At 71.5% G+C, this 17,348-nt stretch carries 14 protein-coding genes and 1 tRNA gene; 5 read left to right on the plus strand and 10 right to left on the minus strand.

What is annotated here, in order from left to right; all coding sequences use genetic code 11:
• The first annotated feature begins 12 nt into the window (after positions 1-12).
• On the plus strand, positions 13-492 hold the full coding sequence (locus DI272_RS19800) for a GNAT family N-acetyltransferase (protein ID WP_109496654.1): 480 nt from the start codon (positions 13-15) through the stop codon (positions 490-492).
• A gap of 204 nt (positions 493-696) precedes the next feature.
• Here DI272_RS19800 and DI272_RS19810 read toward each other — a convergent pair whose 3' ends face one another.
• The gene (locus DI272_RS19810; protein ID WP_181387251.1) at positions 697-1,356 is read right to left on the minus strand and encodes a response regulator transcription factor; all 660 of its coding nucleotides are present in this window, start codon (positions 1,354-1,356) and stop codon (positions 697-699) included.
• Positions 1,329-2,600, minus strand: a complete 1,272-nt coding sequence (locus DI272_RS19815; protein WP_109500930.1) for a sensor domain-containing protein — start codon at positions 2,598-2,600, stop codon at positions 1,329-1,331. Before DI272_RS19815 ends, DI272_RS19810 begins: the two co-directional genes overlap by 28 nt.
• 169 nt (positions 2,601-2,769) lie before the next feature.
• On the opposite strand from DI272_RS19815, the gene DI272_RS19820 reads away from it, so the two are divergent.
• Both DI272_RS19820 and DI272_RS19825 read left to right on the plus strand, forming a co-directional pair.
• A complete protein-coding gene (locus DI272_RS19820) occupies positions 2,770-3,498 on the plus strand; it encodes an ABC transporter ATP-binding protein (protein WP_109496656.1) in 729 nt (242 codons plus the stop codon).
• On the plus strand, positions 3,492-6,071 hold the full coding sequence (locus DI272_RS19825; protein WP_109496657.1) for an FtsX-like permease family protein: 2,580 nt from the start codon (positions 3,492-3,494) through the stop codon (positions 6,069-6,071). The genes DI272_RS19820 and DI272_RS19825 overlap by 7 nt, the downstream gene beginning before the upstream one ends.
• Before the next feature lie 91 nt (positions 6,072-6,162).
• Here DI272_RS19825 and DI272_RS19830 read toward each other — a convergent pair.
• The 7 genes from DI272_RS19830 to galU form a co-directional block, all read right to left on the minus strand.
• Positions 6,163-6,236 (minus strand) — tRNA-Ala (locus DI272_RS19830).
• A gap of 150 nt (positions 6,237-6,386) precedes the next feature.
• Positions 6,387-7,679 (minus strand): gephyrin-like molybdotransferase receptor GlpR, encoded by a 1,293-nt coding sequence (gene glpR, locus DI272_RS19835; protein ID WP_109496658.1) that lies wholly within the window; start codon positions 7,677-7,679, stop codon positions 6,387-6,389.
• 186 nt (positions 7,680-7,865) lie between these two features.
• On the minus strand, positions 7,866-8,510 hold the full coding sequence (locus DI272_RS19840; protein WP_109496659.1) for a GNAT family N-acetyltransferase: 645 nt from the start codon (positions 8,508-8,510) through the stop codon (positions 7,866-7,868).
• Positions 8,511-8,530: 20 nt separating this feature from the next.
• Positions 8,531-9,067, minus strand: a complete 537-nt coding sequence (locus DI272_RS19845) for a molybdenum cofactor biosynthesis protein B (RefSeq protein ID WP_109496660.1) — start codon at positions 9,065-9,067, stop codon at positions 8,531-8,533.
• A complete protein-coding gene (moaC, locus tag DI272_RS19850; protein ID WP_059196052.1) occupies positions 9,064-9,543 on the minus strand; it encodes a cyclic pyranopterin monophosphate synthase MoaC in 480 nt (159 codons plus the stop codon). Before moaC ends, DI272_RS19845 begins: the two co-directional genes overlap by 4 nt.
• An 85-nt stretch (positions 9,544-9,628) precedes the next feature.
• Positions 9,629-10,951 (minus strand): gephyrin-like molybdotransferase Glp, encoded by a 1,323-nt coding sequence (glp, locus tag DI272_RS19855; RefSeq protein ID WP_109496661.1) that lies wholly within the window; start codon positions 10,949-10,951, stop codon positions 9,629-9,631.
• Between the two features lie 5 nt (positions 10,952-10,956).
• Positions 10,957-11,859, minus strand: coding sequence for a UTP--glucose-1-phosphate uridylyltransferase GalU (gene galU, locus DI272_RS19860; protein WP_109496662.1), 903 nt, complete (start codon positions 11,857-11,859; stop codon positions 10,957-10,959).
• 132 nt (positions 11,860-11,991) lie between these two features.
• Here galU and DI272_RS19865 point away from each other — a divergent pair, with 132 nt between their 5' ends.
• Complete coding sequence (locus DI272_RS19865) at positions 11,992-12,591, plus strand: 5-formyltetrahydrofolate cyclo-ligase (protein WP_109496663.1); 600 nt, start codon at positions 11,992-11,994, stop codon at positions 12,589-12,591.
• A 132-nt stretch (positions 12,592-12,723) separates the two neighbouring features.
• Here DI272_RS19865 and DI272_RS19870 read toward each other — a convergent pair whose 3' ends face one another.
• A complete protein-coding gene (locus DI272_RS19870) occupies positions 12,724-15,483 on the minus strand; it encodes a penicillin acylase family protein (protein ID WP_109496664.1) in 2,760 nt (919 codons plus the stop codon).
• Positions 15,484-15,725: 242 nt separating this feature from the next.
• On the opposite strand from DI272_RS19870, the gene DI272_RS19875 reads away from it, so the two are divergent.
• Positions 15,726-17,270, plus strand: a complete 1,545-nt coding sequence (locus DI272_RS19875; RefSeq protein ID WP_109496665.1) for a potassium/proton antiporter — start codon at positions 15,726-15,728, stop codon at positions 17,268-17,270.
• The last annotated feature ends 78 nt before the right edge of the window (positions 17,271-17,348 follow it).

Here is a 17,348-nt window from a genome sequence, read left to right on the forward strand (position 1 = left end):
ACCGTTTCCGACATGCATGTCATCCGTCGCGTCTCCTTCGACCACCCCGACGCCATCAAGCTCAATGACCAGGTCCAGGCCGAGTACGCCGTCCGCTACGGCGACGACGGCGATGCCACTCCCCTGGCCCCGTCCGACTTCGAGCCGCCGAACGGCGTCTACCTCATCGCGTACGACGAGTTCGGCAGCCCGGTCGCCACGGGCGGCTGGCGCACGCAGGACGCCAATGACGAGGGGTACCGCGACGGGGATGCCGAGCTGAAGCGGATGTACGTCATAGAGCAGGCGCGGGGCAACGGTCTCGCCCGGCGCATCCTCGCCGCGCTGGAGGAGGACGCGCGGGCGGCGGGCCGGGTCCGCATGGTGCTGGAGACGGGGATCAAGCAGCCGGAGGCCATCGCGCTGTACGCCTCCAGTGGGTACGAGCCGTGCGAGAAGTTCGGGTACTACCGCCACTACGAGTCGAGCCGCTGCTACGCGAAGGCGCTCTGAGCGTGCGGGCGTGCGGGCGTGCGGGCGTGGGGGCGTGGGGGGCGTGGGGGCGTGGGGGGCGTGCGGGGCGTGCGGGGCGTGCGGGGCATTGAGGCGCGTCTCCAAGCGCGTCGTTACGGCGTTACGGCGTTACGGCGTTCCGGCGTTCCGGCGTTCCGGCGTTCCGGTGAAGCTCAGCGCGGCGTTCCGGCGTTCCGGTGAAGCTCAGCCTCTGAGGTAGGCCAGCACCGCCAGCACCCGCCGGTGCGTGTCCTCGGCAGGCGGCAGGTCGAGCTTGGTGAGGATCGAGCCGATGTGCTTGCCGACGGCCGCCTCGGACACCACCAGCGCCTTGGCTATGGCGCCGTTGGACCTGCCCTCGGCCATGAGCGCCAGCACCTCCCGCTCGCGCGGGCTGAGCCGGGCGAGCGGATCGCGCCGGCGGCGCAGCAGCTGCCGTACGACCTCGGGGTCCACGACCGTGCCCCCGGCCGCCACTCGTCGCAGCGCGTCCACGAACTCCTCGACCTGCCCCACCCGGTCCTTGAGGAGATAGCCGACCCCGGTGCCGTCCCCGGAGTCGAGGAGCTCGGCGGCGTACGCCCGCTGCACGTACTGGCTGAGGACCAGCACCGGCAGTCCGGGCCGCTCCTGGCGCAGTTTCACCGCCGCGTGCAGCCCTTCCTCCTGGAAGCCGGGCGGCATGCGGACGTCCGTCACGACCACGTCGGGTGCGTGCTCGGCGACGGCGGCGAGGAGGGCGTCCGCGTCACCGACGGCGGCCACCACCTCGTGCCCGAACCGGGTGAGCAGACCGACGAGTCCGTCGCGCAGCAGCACGCTGTCCTCGGCGAGGACTATCCGCAGGTCTCGGTCGGCCGGCAAGGGATCTCCACTCGCAGCAGGGTCGGTCCGCCCGGCGGGCTGGACAGGAAGAGCATGCCATCGAGCACTGACACCCGGTCGGCGAGACCGGTCAGCCCGGTGCCGCCGGCGCTGTCCGCGCCCCCGCGCCCGTCGTCCCGGATCTCGAGCGTCAACCGCTCCTTGGCGTGACCGCCGCTGACGACGGCCCCGCTCGCCCCGCTGTGCTTGGCGACGTTGGCGAGGGCCTCGCAGACGACGAAGTACGCGGCGGACTCGACGGGTTGCGGCAGCCGCCGGGGCAGGTCGAGGCGGACGTCGACCGGGATCGCGCTGCGGTCGGCCGCGTCGGCGACGGCGGCTTCGAGACCGTAGTCGGCGAGGACCTTGGGGTGGATGCCGTGGATGAGTTCACGCAGTTCCGCGAGGGCCTTCTCGGCCTCGCCGTGGGCCGTGGCGAGCTGGTCGGCGAGGGGGCCCGGCGGGACGTCCAGACGGGCGAGGCCGAGGCGCATGGTGAGGGCGACAAGCCGTTGTTGTGCGCCGTCGTGCAGATCGCGCTCGATCCGGCGCCTTTCCGCCTCGAAGGCGTCCACCAGCCGCACGCGCGAGCGCACGAGTTCAGCCACCCGCGCACTGTCTTCCACACGCGCCCCAAGGAGCGCCTTCGCCACCTCCGCGCGCGCCCCGGCGGCCGCACCCAGCACGTACGCCCCCGCCAGGAGCAACACGCCCCCGGCCAGCGCGGCCCCGGTCGCGGCCGGCCAGGTGTCGACCGTCCACAGCTTGACCACCTTCGCCTCACCGTCGGCGGCGACCAGCAGCGGCGTCGCGATCAGGAACAGCGGCACGCCGGCCGCGAAGGTGACGACGAGCGCGTCCAGCGGCCACAGCACGAGCGCCAGCAGCAGGGCGTACGCCAACTCCCGCCAGGTCTCCCGCTCCTTGAGCCGTACGGCGAGCCAGCGCGCGAGCCCCGGCGCGTCCGGCACCCGATGGCGCCCCGCGGGCACGTCCCCCACCCCGGCCGCCCGCACCCGCCACCGCTCCACCGCGGTCACCGGAATCCCGGACAGCGCGGTGAGCACGAGCAATGGCAGCCCGACGAGGACGACGGCCGTCGCCGCCCCCACGACGGCCCCGGCGACGATCCCGACCAGCACGACCGCCCCGAACAGCGCTCCGCCGACCAGGAACGCGACCGACCGCCACGGCCACGCCGACCTCAGATATCCGCGCCCGCCGAGCGCCTGCCACACCGTCATGGAGATCACGGTAGGAGCCGGGCGGGGCGGGCGGAATCCGTCCAGGCGGAGAGCCGGGGGTATGCCTGGCCCTACCCCAAGTCTCAGTTCTGCCGCACTGCCCCGCGGCACGGCCGCACGGTTTCGTGGAGCCCTCCCACGGTTTCTCTTCCACACTCGATGAGGGCAGATGACGATCCGACTGACGTCCGTCAACAGGCGATACGGCGACGGTGCGGGCGGGGTGAGAGCACTGGACGACGTCTCGCTCACCTTCCCCAGGGGCACCTTCACCGCGGTCATGGGGCCGTCCGGCTCGGGCAAGTCGACGCTGTTGCAGTGCGCGGCCGGCCTGGACCGGCCGACCTCGGGTTCGGTACGCATCGGGGACACGGAGCTGACCGGGCTGAGCGAGCGGCGCCTGACCCTGCTGCGCCGGGAGCGCGTCGGCTTCGTCTTCCAGTCGTACAACCTCCTGCCTTCCCTGACCGCCGAGCAGAACGTCGTCCTGCCGCTGCGGTTGGCCGGCCGGCGCGTGTCGAAGGCACGCGCGCGTGAGGCGCTGCGACGGGTCGGGCTCGGCGACCGCGCCCGGCACCGCCCCGATCGGCTCTCCGGCGGCCAGCAGCAGCGGGTGGCCCTGGCCCGTGCCCTGATCACCCGCCCCGAGGTGCTCTTCGCCGACGAACCTACCGGCGCCCTGGACACGCGCACGGGCCACGAGGTGCTGTCCCTGCTGCGCGAGCTGGTCGACGCGGAGGACCGCACGATCGTCATGGTCACGCACGACCCGGTGGCCGCGTCCTGCGCCGATCGTGTCGTCTTCCTGGTCGACGGCCGTGTGCACGGGGAGCTGACGGGGCCGTCGGCGGCCGACGTGGCCACCCGAATGACCACGCTGGAGGCGGCCCCGTGCTGACCCTCGCCGTGCGCACCCTGCGCTCCCGCTGGACCACCTTCACCGGCAGCTTCGTCGCCCTGTCCCTGGGCGTCGCCCTGCTCACGGTGATGGGCCTGACGCTCGCCTCCTCCCTCCACGCCCCCGAGCGTGAACCGGAGCGTTTCGCCGCGGCCCCGGCCGTGGTGCAGGGCGAGACCACACTGCGCGTACCCACCCCGATCGGCGACCGTACCCAGACCCTGGCTCACCCCCGCCCGGTACCGCCGAAGACGGTGGCCGCGCTGCGCAAGCTCGGCAAGGTCACCCAGGACCGCACCTTCGCCGTAGGCGACGGCGACGCACGCGAGGGCGCGGGAGCGGGAGCGAAAGGGGGCGCGGGAGCGGGCGCGGGAGCGGGCGGGAAAGGGGGCGCGGGCGACGGACTGATCGGCCACCCTTGGCCGACCGCGGCCTTCGCCCCGTACCGCCTGACGGCAGGCCGTCCGCCCCGGGCCGCGGACGAAGTGGTGGCCACGGGCGACGGCATGGCCGTGGGAGAGCGTGTGCGCACGGCGCACGGCACGGTGCGGGTCGTGGGGACGGCGCGTGTGGTCCAGACGAAGGGCGCGAACGGCGCGGTGCGCGCCCCCGTCTTCGAGAACGCGCTCTTCTACACCGACGCGCGCGCCACGGAGTTGGCCCCGGTCAGCACACAACTAGTGGTCGAGGCGCCCCCGCAGGCGGTACGCCGGGTGGTGGCCTCATCAAGCACGGTCTCCTCCGGGGCCGTCTTCTCCGGGACGGTCTCCTCCGGGGCGGGGGCCCGGGTCCTGGTCGGCTCCGAACGGCGGCTCGCCGACGCGGACCCCGACCGGGACGCCGAGGCCCTGACGACGCTCAACGCCCTCTTCGGCACGGCCGGCGGCGTGACCGGCTTCGTGTCGGTGTTCGTCGTGGCGTCCACCTTCGCGTTCGCGGTGGTGCAGCGCCGCAGGGAGTTCGGCCTGCTGCGCACCGCGGGCGCGACACCGGGCCAGGTCCGCCGCACGGTGCTGGCGGAGGCGCTGCTGGTGGGTGTCGTAGCGTCGGCGGCGGGCTGCGCACTGGGGGCGTACGCCGCCCCATGGCTGGCGGAGCGGGTGGTGGAGGGTGGCATCGCACCGGCCTGGTTCACGATCGGCGACCACGTGTGGCCGTACCAGACGGCGTTCTGGACGGGCCTGCTGGTGGCGGTGAGCGGCGCGACGGCCGCCTCCTGGCGGGCTGGCCGCACCGCCCCGACCCAGGCCCTGCGCGAGGCCGCGGCAGACGAGCGGCCCCTGACGCGGGCCCGACTCCTGTGCGGGGCGGCCCTGTTGCTGACGGCGGCGGTCACCCTCGCACTCGCGCTGCTGACGGACCCGGGCGACCTGCTGCACCGCAAGACGTACACCAGCCGCCCGCTGCTCCTGATCACGGCGACGGCTCTTCTGTCACCCCTCCTGATCCGCCCCCTGATCCGGCTCCTCACCCCGCGCGGCATGCTGGTCCGCGCCACCACCACGACCGCCGCACGCCGCACAGCCGCCCTCGCCGCCCCCGTCCTGGTCACGGTGGCCCTGACGGGCTCGCTGCTGGGCGCGACGGCGACCCTCGACGACGCGCGCGCCGCGGAGGCCCGGGAACGGACACACGCCGACTTCGTGATGACATCGGAAACCGGCCTGGAGGCCCGCACTCTGGACCGTCTGCGCACGGTCCCGGGCGCCGAGGTCTCACCGACCGCGTCGAGCGAGGTGTACGTCCTGGAGGAGGGCGTGGCCCTGGTCAAGTCCGAGGCGCGGGCGGCCGATCCGAAGCTGCTGACCACGACCACCGCCCTCCCGCTGACCGCCGGGCGGATCGGTGACCTCTCCGACGGCTCGATCATCGTCAACGAGGAGTGGGCACGGCACGAGGTCGGCGCACGCGTCACCGTCTGGCTCGGCGACGGCACCCGCAGATCCCTGCGCATCGCCGCGGTGATGCCGGTCGGGACGGGCGACAACGGGGTCTACGTCACCCCGGCCAACGCGCCCGGGGCGGTGGTGGACCGGGTGGAGGTGAGGGTGAAGGAGGGCGCCGACGCGACGTCGGTCCGGGCGGCCCTGCGCTCGGCGGCCCCCGGGGCGACGCTGCTCACCCGCGACGCGTGGCTGGCCGCCGCCCACCCCACGCCCGGCCTCATGTCCGGCGACGCGACCACGCGCCTCGGTCACTTCCTGGTCCTGGGCATAGCGCTCCTCTACACGGCCCTCTCCCTCGCCAACACCCTCCTGATGGCGACGTCCGACCGCGCCCGCGAACTGACGGCCCTGCGACTGGCCGGAGCGACGCACGCCCAGGTGCTCCGTCTCGTGACCCTGGAGTCCCTGACGGTGGTCGCGGTCGGCGCGATCCTGGGCCTGCTGGTGACCACCGTCAACCTCGCCGGCATGTGGGCCGCCCTCGGCCTGCAGTCGGTACGGTCCCCGATCCACGTCCCCTGGCCGGAACTCGGCGCGACAGCCGCGGCCTGCGCCCTGCTGGCCGTCGCCGCGGCGGTGATCCCGGCGGGTCTGGCACTACGGGGTCCTGCCGGCGGTCGACGGTAACGGCCGGACCGCTGGACGGCGGACGTCTGGTCCTCGTGTACGCATGGCAAGAGCCCCTGTCGGCTTTCGCCGACAGGGGCTCTATGCTGCGTGGACCTGAGGGGATTTGAACCCCTGGCCCCCTCGATGCGAACGAGGTGCGCTACCGGACTGCGCCACAGGCCCTTGCAACGAGTGAAACCTTAGCACCCCGATCGGGGTGCTTGGAAATCCGTTCCCTGCCAGGCCAGGGAGCCCAGCCGCAGACGGGTGCAACGGGGAGACCACCGGTCGAGCACGGCAGGCAGGGGGGCACCGGAAGCAGCGCCGCCTCGGCTACTCGTTGGCCGCCCGCGGCCGGTCCCCGTCCTCGTACTGATCGAACAACGGCGTACGCCCCCGCTCCCGGGCCCGCCGCGCGGACGCGGCCCGACGAGCGTCACTGCGCCCGTCCCCGTCCGTCCTGTCCTCGGCGGACCCGGCGGCTTCCGCGTGGGGCGCCTGCTCCAGTTCCCCGTCCGCCCCCGAGCCGTCCTGCCCGCCGAGGCCCTCCGCACCGGAACCGTGCGCCTCGCGGTCCGCCGCGACGGAGCTCGACCGCGCCGAACTCCACGCGTCCGGCGCCCCCAGGTCCACATCTGCCGTGGCCCGCGGAGCGACCGGCGCCGTCACATACGTCGGCAACGGCACCGGCACCGGCTCCCAGCTGTCCCCGCGCCCCGGCCGCCGCTGCCGCTCCCGCTGCTGGTCGACCCACTCCGCATGATCGGTCTGCTCCACAAGCGCGCGCCGGTCGGCGGCGAGCGCCGAGAGGCCGGGGTCCTGCTCCGGCTCTGGCCCCTCGTCCGGTTCGTCGGCGTCGGCGGGGGCGTCCGCGGACGGCCGCCGACGCGGTTGCCGCGCGCGCTCCTTCAGGTGCTGTGCCGCTGCCTCCGCCCGGCGGCGGTCCATCTGAAAGGCGAACCGGCGGCGTTCCTGGGAGCGCAGGTAGGCGATGTACGCGCTGAGCAGCACGGCGGGCACGCCGGGCGCCCAGAGGAACGCGAGCCCTCCGACGGCGGCGACGATCGCACCGAGCGTGAAGGCGAGGAAGAGCGCGATGGTGGTGCGCCTCCGGCGCGCGAGCACCTTCGTGCGCCGGGCGCGCGCGGCGGCGGCCTCTGCCGAGGGCGTGCGCCGGGGAGTGGGCACGGGTCTGCGCGCTGGCGCGGACCCGGATGCGGGCGCCGGTCCGGGCGCGGATGCGGGCGCCGGCTCGGCTGCTCGTTCGCGCGCCGGTTCGCGCACCGCTTCCCGGCGCCCGGGCGCCGGGGCTTCCGCGCGCGCCTGGACCTCCGCACGCACCTGTGGACGCGTCGGAGGTACGGCAAAGGCCCGGACGTCCACCGAGTCGGTGACGGCATCCGGGTCGACGGCGCTGGGCTCCTCCTCCTCGGTGGAGCGCGCTCGCAGGTCCTTGGCGTACCGGCGCTCCATCCCCGCCCGTCCGGACAGCAACCGGATGGCGGTGCTGAAGCGTTCCGTCGGACGGGCCTCGTTCAGCTCGTCCTGCCTACGGAGCCACATCGGCACCAAGTAGGCGGCCCAGGCCCCGACAATGACTGCGTAGATGAGGCCGCTGCTGCTCACGCCTCACACGGTAGAGGGGTTTGCGTGAGGCCATCCGCCAATTGGGCCGGTGTGTCGCACGATCTGGCTGATATTTCGAGCTTTTTTTGTGATCGATGCGATCAGCAGGCCACCGGGGGCGCGAATTTAATGCCCTGAGACGGTCGCCGACCGATCATTCTCGAACACTTATTCAATTTCTTGGGCCTACGCGGGATTCCCCGGGGTGTTCTGCGGGTTCCGGGGCGCGGTGTGCGGCGCCTTCTGTGAGCGTGCCCGCTGCCAGCGCGCGAGCAACCCCTCGGGCACCTCTTCCGCCGTGAGCGCGAAGACGAGATGGTCCCGCCAGGCTCCGTCGATGTGGAGATAACGGGGCCTGAGACCCTCCTCACGGAATCCGAGTTTCTCCACGACGCGTCGGCTGGGCCCGTTCTCGGGGCGAATGCAGACCTCGATGCGATGCAGGCCGACGGTCCGGAAACAGTGGTCCACGACAAGCGCCACCGCCGACGGCATCACACCGCGGCCGGCCACCGCCTCGTCCACCCAGTAGCCGACGTGCCCCGAGCACATCGAGCCCCAGGTGATCCCGGCGACGGTCAACTGCCCGACAAGCCGCCCCTGGTACTCGATGACGAACGGCAGCATCCGGCCCGCGTGCGCCTCGGACCGCAGATGACGCACCATCTGTCGGTAGGTCGGCCGGTGCGCGATCGGCCCGCTGGGCGTGGGCGGCGGGATGGTCGCCTCCCAGGGGCGCAACCAGTCGCGGTTGCGCCGGTTGACCTCGCGCCATGCCCGCTGGTCGCGCATCTTTATCGGCCTCAGGACGACATCGCCGTCCGCGAGCACGACGGGCCAGGATGGGCTGTTCAGCTCACACCCCCACTGCCTGCGCCGGGTCTGGGATGGTCGCCGCCGCGGATCTGGTCGACGGCGTGGGCCAGCAGGGGCTCCAGGACGGCCAGCCCGTCCTTCACCCCGCCGGTGGAACCCGGCAGGTTGACGATCAGCGTCCGTCCCGCCACCCCGGCCAGCCCTCGCGAGAGCGCCGCGGTCGGCACCTTCTCCCGTCCGAACGCCCGGATGGCCTCGGCGATGCCCGGCACCTCGTGGTCGATCACCTTGCGGGTGGCCTCGGGGGTGCGGTCGGTGGGCGAGATGCCGGTACCGCCGGTGGTGACGACTGCGTCGTATCCCGCCTCCACGGCCGCGCGCAGGGCCGCTTCCACGGGATCGCCGTCGGGCACCACCTGGGGCCCCTCGACGGCGAAGCCGAAGCCCTTCAGCCCCTCGGCGACAAGGGGGCCGCCTTTGTCCTCGTAGACGCCGGCGGCAGCACGGTTGGAGGCGGTCACGACCAGCGCGCGATACGGCGCACGCGCGGCGTCCTGCGCCCCGGCGCTCACGCCCGGCTCCAGTCGCCCGACTTGCCGCCCGTCTTCTCCTCCACGCGCACGTCCGTGATGACCGCTCCCTTGTCGACCGCCTTGACCATGTCGATCACGGTGAGCGCGGCGACGGAGACCGCGGTGAGGGCCTCCATCTCGACGCCCGTGCGGTCCGTCGTCTTGACGGTGGCGAGGATCTCCACGGCGTCGTCCGCGACCGACAGATCCAGTTTCACACCGGACACCGCCAACGGGTGGCACAGCGGAATCAGATCCGGGGTGCGCTTGGCACCCATGATCCCCGCGATCCGCGCGGTGGCGAGGGCGTCACCCTTGGGGACCCCCTCGCCGCGCAGCAGCTCGATCACGCGGGGCGAGACGAGAACGCGCCCGCTGGCACGGGCGGTGCGCGCGGTCACGTCCTTCTCGGATACGTCGACCATGCGGGCGGCGCCCGCCTCGTCGATGTGCGTCAGTCGGTCCTGCGTACTCATGCTGTGTGGCGCTCCCGGTCTCGGCCCTCCGCGATGCGGCGCACGGGCCTGCTGTGCGCGACACGGTACCGCCAACCAGGCGCACTCAGCCGAGCAGGACCACCTCGACCTCGGTGCCGGGCTGGACGCTCTCCACGTCCTCCGGGACGACGATCAACGCGTCCGCGTGCGCGAGGGCCGCGACCAGGTGCGAGCCGGCGCCGCCGACCGGGGTCACCGTGCCGTCGGCGTACGTCCCGCGCAGGAACTGCCTGCGTCCCTTCGGCGAGGTCAGCGCCTTGTCGGCGGTCAGCTTCGCGCGTGTGCGCGGCCGGTGGACGTCGTCCAGGCCCATGAGGGTGCGGATCGCGGGGCGCACGAACAGCTCGAAGGAGACGTACGACGACACCGGGTTGCCGGGGAGGGCGAGCAGCGGAGTGTGGTCGGGGCCGATGGAGCCGAAGCCCTGGGGCTTGCCGGGTTGCATGGCGAGCTTGCGGAAGTCGATGCCGCTGCCGGCCTCGTCCTCGTCTGCGACGTGCGAGAGGGCCTCCTTGACGACGTCGTACGCCCCGACGCTCACGCCGCCCGTGGTGACCATGAGGTCGGCACGGACGAGCTGGTCCTCGATGGTGTCGCGGAGGGTCTCGGCGTCGTCGGCGACGGCTCCCACGCGGTAGGCGATGGCGCCCGCGTCACGGGCGGCGGCGGTGAGGGCGAAGCTGTTGGAGTCGTAGATCTGGCCGCTGCCCAGGTCCTCGTCGGGCTGGACGAGTTCGCTCCCGGTGGACATGACGACCACGCGCGGGCGCGGGCGCACGCGCACGGTGCCGCGGCCGATCGCGGCGAGCAGGGCGATCTGCGGCGGGCCGAGGACCGTACCGGCCTCGAGGGCGCGGTCGCCTGCCTTCACGTCGCTGCCCGTGGCGCGTACGTGCGCGCGTGCCTCGGCCGGCCGGTAGACGTGCACATGCCCTTCGGCGCCCTCGGGGGACAGCGCGCGGGCGCGCATCCCGGTCACGGGCCCCTCGCCGAGGCCTCCGTCGGTCCACTCGACGGGGACGACGGTCTCGGCGCCGGGCGGCAGGGGGGCGCCCGTCATGATGCGGGCGGCCTGGCCGGGGCCCACGTGGAGCAGGTCGGCCTGGCCCGCGGCGACGTCCCCGACGACGTCCAGGACGGCGGGGAACTCCTCGCTCGCGCCCCCGACATCCGCGACCCGCACCGCGTACCCGTCCATGGAGCTGTTGTCGAACGGTGGCAGTGAGACCGGCACCGTGACGTCCTCGACCAGGACACAGCCCTGGGCGTCGAGGAGTTGCAGCTCGATGGGTTCGAGGGGACGGACGGTCGCGAGAATGTCCTCCAGGTGTTCGTCCACCGACCAGAGGTGGTCCTGGCCGGTGGTGCGGGGCGCGGCGTTGCTCAACGTTGCTACATCTCCTCGGCTACGTAACTGCGAAGCCAGGTCCGGAAGTCCGGGCCCAGGTCTTCACGTTCGCACGCGAGTCTGACAATGGCACGCAGATAGTCGCCACGGTCGCCGGTGTCATAGCGGCGGCCCTTGAAGACGACGCCGTGCACGGGGCCGCCGACCTTCTCGTCCGCCGCGAGCTGCTGGAGGGCGTCGGTGAGCTGGATCTCACCGCCGCGGCCGGGCTCGGTCTTGCGCAGTATGTCGAAGATGTGGGGGTCGAGTACGTAGCGGCCGATGATCGCGTAGTTGGACGGGGCGTCGGCGACGGAGGGCTTCTCGACCAGGTCGTGGACCTTGACCACGTCACCGTCGTCGGTCGGGTCCACGGCCGCGCAGCCGTAGAGGTGGATCTGCTCGGGAGCGACCTCCATGAGGGCGATGACGCTGCCGCCGTGCTGCTCCTGGACCTCGACCATGCGCTGGAGCAGCGGGTCGCGCGGGTCGATCAGGTCGTCGCCGAGGAGGACCGCGAAGGGCTCGCGCCCGACGTGCGGGGCGGCGCACAGGACGGCGTGGCCGAGGCCCTTGGGGTCGCCCTGGCGGACGTAGTGCATGGTGGCGAGGTCACTGGACTCCTGCACCTTCGCGAGCCGTTCGGCGTCGCCCTTCTTCCCCAGGGCGGATTCCAGCTCGTAGTTGCGGTCGAAGTGGTCCTCGAGGGGGCGCTTGTTGCGGCCCGTGACCATGAGGACGTCGTCGAGGCCCGCGGAGACGGCCTCCTCGACCACGTACTGGATCGCTGGCTTGTCGACGACCGGCAGCATCTCCTTGGGAGTGGCCTTGGTGGCCGGCAGGAACCGGGTACCGAGGCCAGCTGCTGGGATGACAGCCTTGCTGATCCGAGGGTGCGACTGAGTCATGCCCGCAACCTTATCCGGTGCCTTTGCAGGGAATCTGAGGCTCCGGTTAATTAGCTCTGATATGAGCGTATTGAAGGGATACGGGAGCGACCTTTGAGTCACATCGGACGTTCTGGCGAGCCTGACAAACGAATGTTGCGGCGAGAGTTCCTCATGGTGAGGAGCAGGTTGACAGCCGATGACGTGCGAGGGGCCGCAGGCGCGCTGGCGAAACAGGCGCTGGAGCTGCCCGAACTGACGCAGGCGCGCACGGTGGCGGCGTACGTCTCGGTGGGGAACGAGCCTGGCACACTCACGCTCCTGGACGCGCTGCGCGCGCGGGGCGTGCACGTCCTGCTTCCCGCCCTCCTGCCCGACAACGACCTGGACTGGGGCGCGTATGCGGGCGAGGGCTCCCTCGCCCGGATTCAGCACGGCGGGAAGATGGCCCTCTTCGAGCCCGCGGGCGAACGCCTGGGCCCCGATGCCGTGACCGCCGCCGACGTGGTGCTGCTCCCCGGCCTCGCGGTCGACGCGCGCGGCATGCGGCTGGGGCGCGGCGGAGGATCATACGACCGCGTGCTCGCGCGCCTGGAGCGCGCCGGTGCTCATCCCGCGCTGGTGGTGCTGCTCTACGACTCCGAGGTCGTCGAGCGCGTCCCGGAGGAGGCGCACGACCGACCGGTGGACGCGGTGGTGACGCCGTCGGGCGTGCGCCGCTTCCGCGGTGACGCGCGGGCGGCGGATCGCTGAACACGCAGGAGGCGTGCGGCGTTTGTTCGCGCTCTGGCGCCTCGCGCCCCGCCGGGGGCACACGAAGGGCCCGTACACGCACGCGTGCACGGGCCCTTCGACCATCTGTGTTTACCTGCTGCGTTCAGCAGGTCACGGCTTGAGCACCAGTGTGTCGCTCGTGCTCTTGTCGACCGCATCCTTCGTGAAGGACCAGTCCAGCAGCTCGCCCTTGACCCACTTGCTCGTCTGGTCGGTGTAGTGGGCGCTGTAGGCGTGGCCGGAGGCACCGGTGAGGTTGATCCACTTCGACTTGTCGAGGTCGCCGAGGTTGACCACCATCCGCATCGACGGCACCCAGACGACGCCGTAGCCGCCGGCGGCGTTCCAGCCGGTCGCGTTGACCGTCGCCTCGCCGCCACTGAGCTTCCAGGGGCCGCGGTTGAGCATGTACTGCAGGAAGCCGGGGCCCTCGGTGCCGAGGGTCTGGTTCTTCAGGAACAGGCGGTGCAGCCGGCCCCAGCTCCAGGTGTCGATGTCCTTGCCGAGCTTGGCGGTCAGCTCCCAGCGGGCGTCGATCATGGCCCGCTTGAACAGCTGATCGCGGTTCTCCGCCTTGGGGCGGTCGCCCACGCCGGCCGGGGTCTTCCACCAGTCGCTGTCCTCGTCGTCCATGAGGGTGCGCACGACCTCGAACCAGCGGTCGCCGCCGTCCGGCTGCGCCTGGTCCGGGTCGCGCTGACCGCACTCGCGCACCTTGGTCTCCTCGTCCAACGGGCCGGTGCTGTCGGCCTTCTCGACCCACAGGCACTGGCCCTCGACACGGAGCTCCTTGGGCAGCTTGTTGCCGAAGGCGAGCTTGAGGATGTTGCGCCAGACCGCGTTGAAGTAGGCGGCGGCCGCGGAGTCGGCGTCCTGGGTGTAGTCCCAGCCCTCCAGCAGCTTCTGCGCCTCGCGGACGTCCTTGTCGTCGATGTCGATCTTCAGCAGTGTCGGCACGAGCAGCTTGGCGATCTCACTGCTGTTGTCGACCTGCATCTGCCGCATGTCGTCGGTCGAGATCTTGCCGCCGTCGTCGATCTTCGACTGGATCAGGTCGGTGATCCGCTGGCTCCGGGTGCCGTAGCCCCAGTCCGTGGTGAGCGTGTAGGGGTACTTGTCCGGGTCGACCACGGCCTGGTTGGCGGTGACGATGTAGCCGCGCGACGGGTTGTACTCGTAGGGCAGTTCGTCCTGCTGGATCCAGCCGGCCCAGCGGTACTTGGGGTCCCAGCCGGGCGCCGGGATCGAGCCGTCGTCGCCCTTCGCGCGCGTGGGGATCCTTCCGGGCAGCGTGTAGCCGATGTTCTTGCTGTCGGCGTAGACCAGGTTCTGCGACGGCACCTCGAACAGGGCGGCCGCGGCACGGAAGTCTTCCCAGTTCGCCGCCTTGTCCATGGCGAAGACGGCGTCCATGGTGGTGCCCGCCTGGAGGGCAGTCCAGCGCAGGGCGACGCCGTAGCCGTCGCCGCGGTCGGGTGCGGCGGCGTCGACGGTGGCCTTCTTGCCGACCTTGACGAGTTCGTCGTCACGGTCGGACAGCAGCGGCATTCCGTCCTTGGTCTCGCGGACGACGATCGTCTTGGACTTGCCGCCGGCGACCTTGATGGTCTCCTCACGCGTGGTGAAGGGCACCGTCTTGTCGTCGTACAGGTAGCCGTTGCCGCTGAGCTTCTCCAGGTAGAGGTCGGTGACGTCCACACCGGAGTTGGTCATGCCCCAGGCGATGGTCGCGTTGTGGCCGATGACGACGCCGGGCATGCCCGCGAAGGTGTAACCGCTGACGTCGTACTGGCACTTGCTGGAGACGGTGCGGCAGTGCAGGCCCATCTGGTACCAGACGGACGGCAGCGAGGCCGACAAGTGCGGGTCGTTGGCCAGCAGCGGGCTGCCGGTGATCGTGTACTTGCCGGAGACGACCCAGGAGTTGGAGCCGATGCCGTTGCCGTTCACGCCGACGGCCGCGGGGACGTCGTCCAGGACGTCCTGGAGGCCCGCCAGCTGGCTCTGGAGGGCCGCGGAGGCCGAGGAGGTGCCGCCGGTGCCCGTCGCGCCGCCCGTGGAGCCTGAGGCGGATGTGGAGCCGTCCTGCTCGAACGTCTGGGTGAGCTCGTTGTACTGGCCCTCCTGGACGATCGCCTTGTTGCGGTTGTACGGGTAGTCCGGGTACAGGTCGGCGATCTGCTTGGGGCCGAGACGGCTGGTCATCAGGGCGCGGTCGATCTCGTCCTGCATGTTGCCGCGCAGGTCCCAGGCCATCGCCTTCAGCCAGGAGACGGAGTCGACCGGGGTCCACTGCTCCGGCTTGTAGTCGTTGGAGAAGCCGAGCGCGGCGTACTCCAGCGAGATCTCCTTGCCGTCCTTGCCCTCCAGGTAGGCGTTGACTCCCTTGGCGTACGCCTGGAGGTACTTCTTGGTGGAGGCCGACAGCTTGGTGTCGTACTCCTTCTTCGCGACGCGGTCCCAGCCCAGGGTGCGCAGGAACTCGTCGTTCTTGACCTGGCCCTTGCCGAACATCTCCGACAGGCGCCCGGACGTCATGTGGCGGCGCACGTCCATCTCGTAGAACCGGTCCTGCGCCTGGACGTAGCCCTGCGCCATGAACAGGTCCTCGTCGGTGGAGGCGTAGATCTGCGGGATGCCGTAGCCGTCACGCTTCACATCCACCGGTCCCGACAGGCCGTCGAGCGTGATCGAGCCCTTGGTCTGCGGGAGGGAGGCACGGACGGTGCTGATGGTCCAGTACGCCCCGTAGGCGACGCCACCGATGATGGCCAGGACCAGGACGAGGACGATCAGACGGGCTTTGCGCCCCTTTTTCCTGCCGGACTTGCCGGGCTTCTGACCCGATGAGGCGGTGGTGTTGGGGGGCATCGCTGTCCTTGCTGTCCTTACGCGAGCGGCAGGGCGGGCTGTCCTTTTGAATGAGCGCTGGAGCAACCATAGGCGCAGGGCCCTACGCCACTTGACGCGGAGTGGGGAACCCGTGCGGGCGGACGTTCGATCTTGCCTTGAGGAGTGTCAAGAAATCGTCAAGAGTTAGGTAAGGTAACGAAGTACTTGGGTGCGGAGATCTGCCGCTTCGTGTCCTATGTACGGGAGCCCACGCGCGCGTGATGCCCGTGGGCCTGGGAAGGGAACAGCCGCTGACCGTCCACGACCTCAACCAGCTCCTGCTCGTCTGCTCGCTCGTCCTGCTCGTCGCCGTCGCAGCGGTCCGGATCTCCTCGCGCAGCGGGCTCCCCAGCCTGCTCGTCTACCTGGGCATCGGCATCGCCATGGGCCAGGACGGCATCGGCGACATCAAGTTCGACAATGCCGAGCTGACACAGGTCATCGGGTACGCGGCCCTGGTCGTGATCCTGGCCGAGGGCGGCCTGGGCACGAAGTGGAAGGAGATCAAGCCCGCGCTGCCCGCCGCCTCGGCGCTGGCACTGGGCGGGGTCGCGGTGAGTGTCGGCATCACGGCGACGGCCGCGCACTACCTGGTCGGCCTGGAGTGGCGGCAGGCGCTCATCATCGGGGCGGTCGTGTCCTCCACGGACGCGGCGGCGGTCTTCTCGGTCCTGCGGAAGATCCCCCTCCCCGCGCGCGTGACGGGCACGCTGGAGGCCGAGTCCGGCTTCAACGACGCCCCGGTCGTCATCCTGGTCGTCGCCTTCTCCACGGCGGGCCCCGTCGAGCACTGGTACGGGCTGATCGGCGAGATAGCCCTGGAGCTGGCCATCGGAGCGGCGATCGGTCTCGCGGTCGGCTGGCTGGGCTCCTGGGGGCTCAGGCATGTGGCCCTGCCCGCTTCCGGCCTCTACCCGATCGCGGTCATGGCGATCGCGGTGACGGCGTACGCGGCGGGCGCGCTGGCGCACGGCAGCGGCTTCCTCGGCGTCTACCTCGCCTCCATGGTGATGGGCAACGCCAAGCTCCCGCACTGGCCCGCCACGCGGGGATTCGCCGACGGGCTCGGCTGGATCGCCCAGATCGGCATGTTCGTCCTGCTCGGTCTGCTCGTCACCCCGCACGAACTCGGCGACGACGTATGGCCCGCGCTCGCCATCGGGCTGGTGCTGACCATGGTGGCGCGCCCGCTCAGCGTGGTGCTCTGCCTGGTGCCGTTCCGGGTGCCGTGGCAGGAGCAGACCCTCATGTCGTGGGCGGGGCTGCGCGGCGCCGTGCCCATCATCCTGGCGACGATCCCCATGGTGAACGGCGTCGACGGCAGTCGCCGCATCTTCAACATCGTCTTCGTCCTGGTCGTCGCGTACACCCTGGTCCAGGGGCCGACGCTGCCCTGGCTCGCCCGCAAGCTCCGCCTGGGCCAGGACGCCGAGGCCGCCGACCTGGGCATCGAGTCGGCACCCCTGGAGCGGCTGCGCGGACATCTGCTGTCCGTCGCGATCCCCGAGGCCTCGAAGATGCACGGCGTCGAGGTCAACGAGCTGCGACTCCCCGCCGGGGCGGCCGTCACTCTCGTCGTTCGCGATGGAAAATCGTTTGTTCCGCTTCCCACGACGGTGCTGCGCCGCGGGGACGAACTGCTCGTGGTCACCACGGACCCGGTCCGGGACGCGGCGGAGAAACGACTGCGCGCGGTGGGTCACGGGGGCAAACTGGCCGGATGGCTCGGGACGGACGGCACGGCGCCGGGACGCCGACCGCGCTGAGGGCCGCGCTCGCGTGTGCGCGGGGCGATCGGACAGGGGGCGCGCGACGCGCTTCGCCGCATTCCGTTCCGTTAAGGG

Origin of the sequence: Streptomyces sp. Act143 (genome assembly GCF_003143935.1) — a bacterium.
Taxonomy (GTDB): Bacteria; Actinomycetota; Actinomycetes; order Streptomycetales; family Streptomycetaceae; genus Streptomyces.

Bases quoted from the DNA above. Each gene is read 5' to 3' on its own strand.
- DI272_RS19800 (WP_109496654.1), top strand. From the start codon at position 13: ATGCATGTCATCCGTCGCGTCTCCTTCGACCACCCCGACGCCATCAAG.
- DI272_RS19815 (WP_109500930.1), bottom strand. From the start codon at position 2,600: ATGACGGTGTGGCAGGCGCTCGGCGGGCGCGGATATCTGAGGTCGGCG.
- DI272_RS19820 (WP_109496656.1), top strand. From the start codon at position 2,770: ATGACGATCCGACTGACGTCCGTCAACAGGCGATACGGCGACGGTGCG.
- moaC (WP_059196052.1), bottom strand. From the start codon at position 9,543: ATGAGTACGCAGGACCGACTGACGCACATCGACGAGGCGGGCGCCGCC.
- galU (WP_109496662.1), bottom strand. From the start codon at position 11,859: ATGACTCAGTCGCACCCTCGGATCAGCAAGGCTGTCATCCCAGCAGCT.
- DI272_RS19865 (WP_109496663.1), top strand. From the start codon at position 11,992: ATGTTGCGGCGAGAGTTCCTCATGGTGAGGAGCAGGTTGACAGCCGAT.
- DI272_RS19870 (WP_109496664.1), bottom strand. From the start codon at position 15,483: ATGCCCCCCAACACCACCGCCTCATCGGGTCAGAAGCCCGGCAAGTCC.
- DI272_RS19875 (WP_109496665.1), top strand. From the start codon at position 15,726: ATGCCCGTGGGCCTGGGAAGGGAACAGCCGCTGACCGTCCACGACCTC.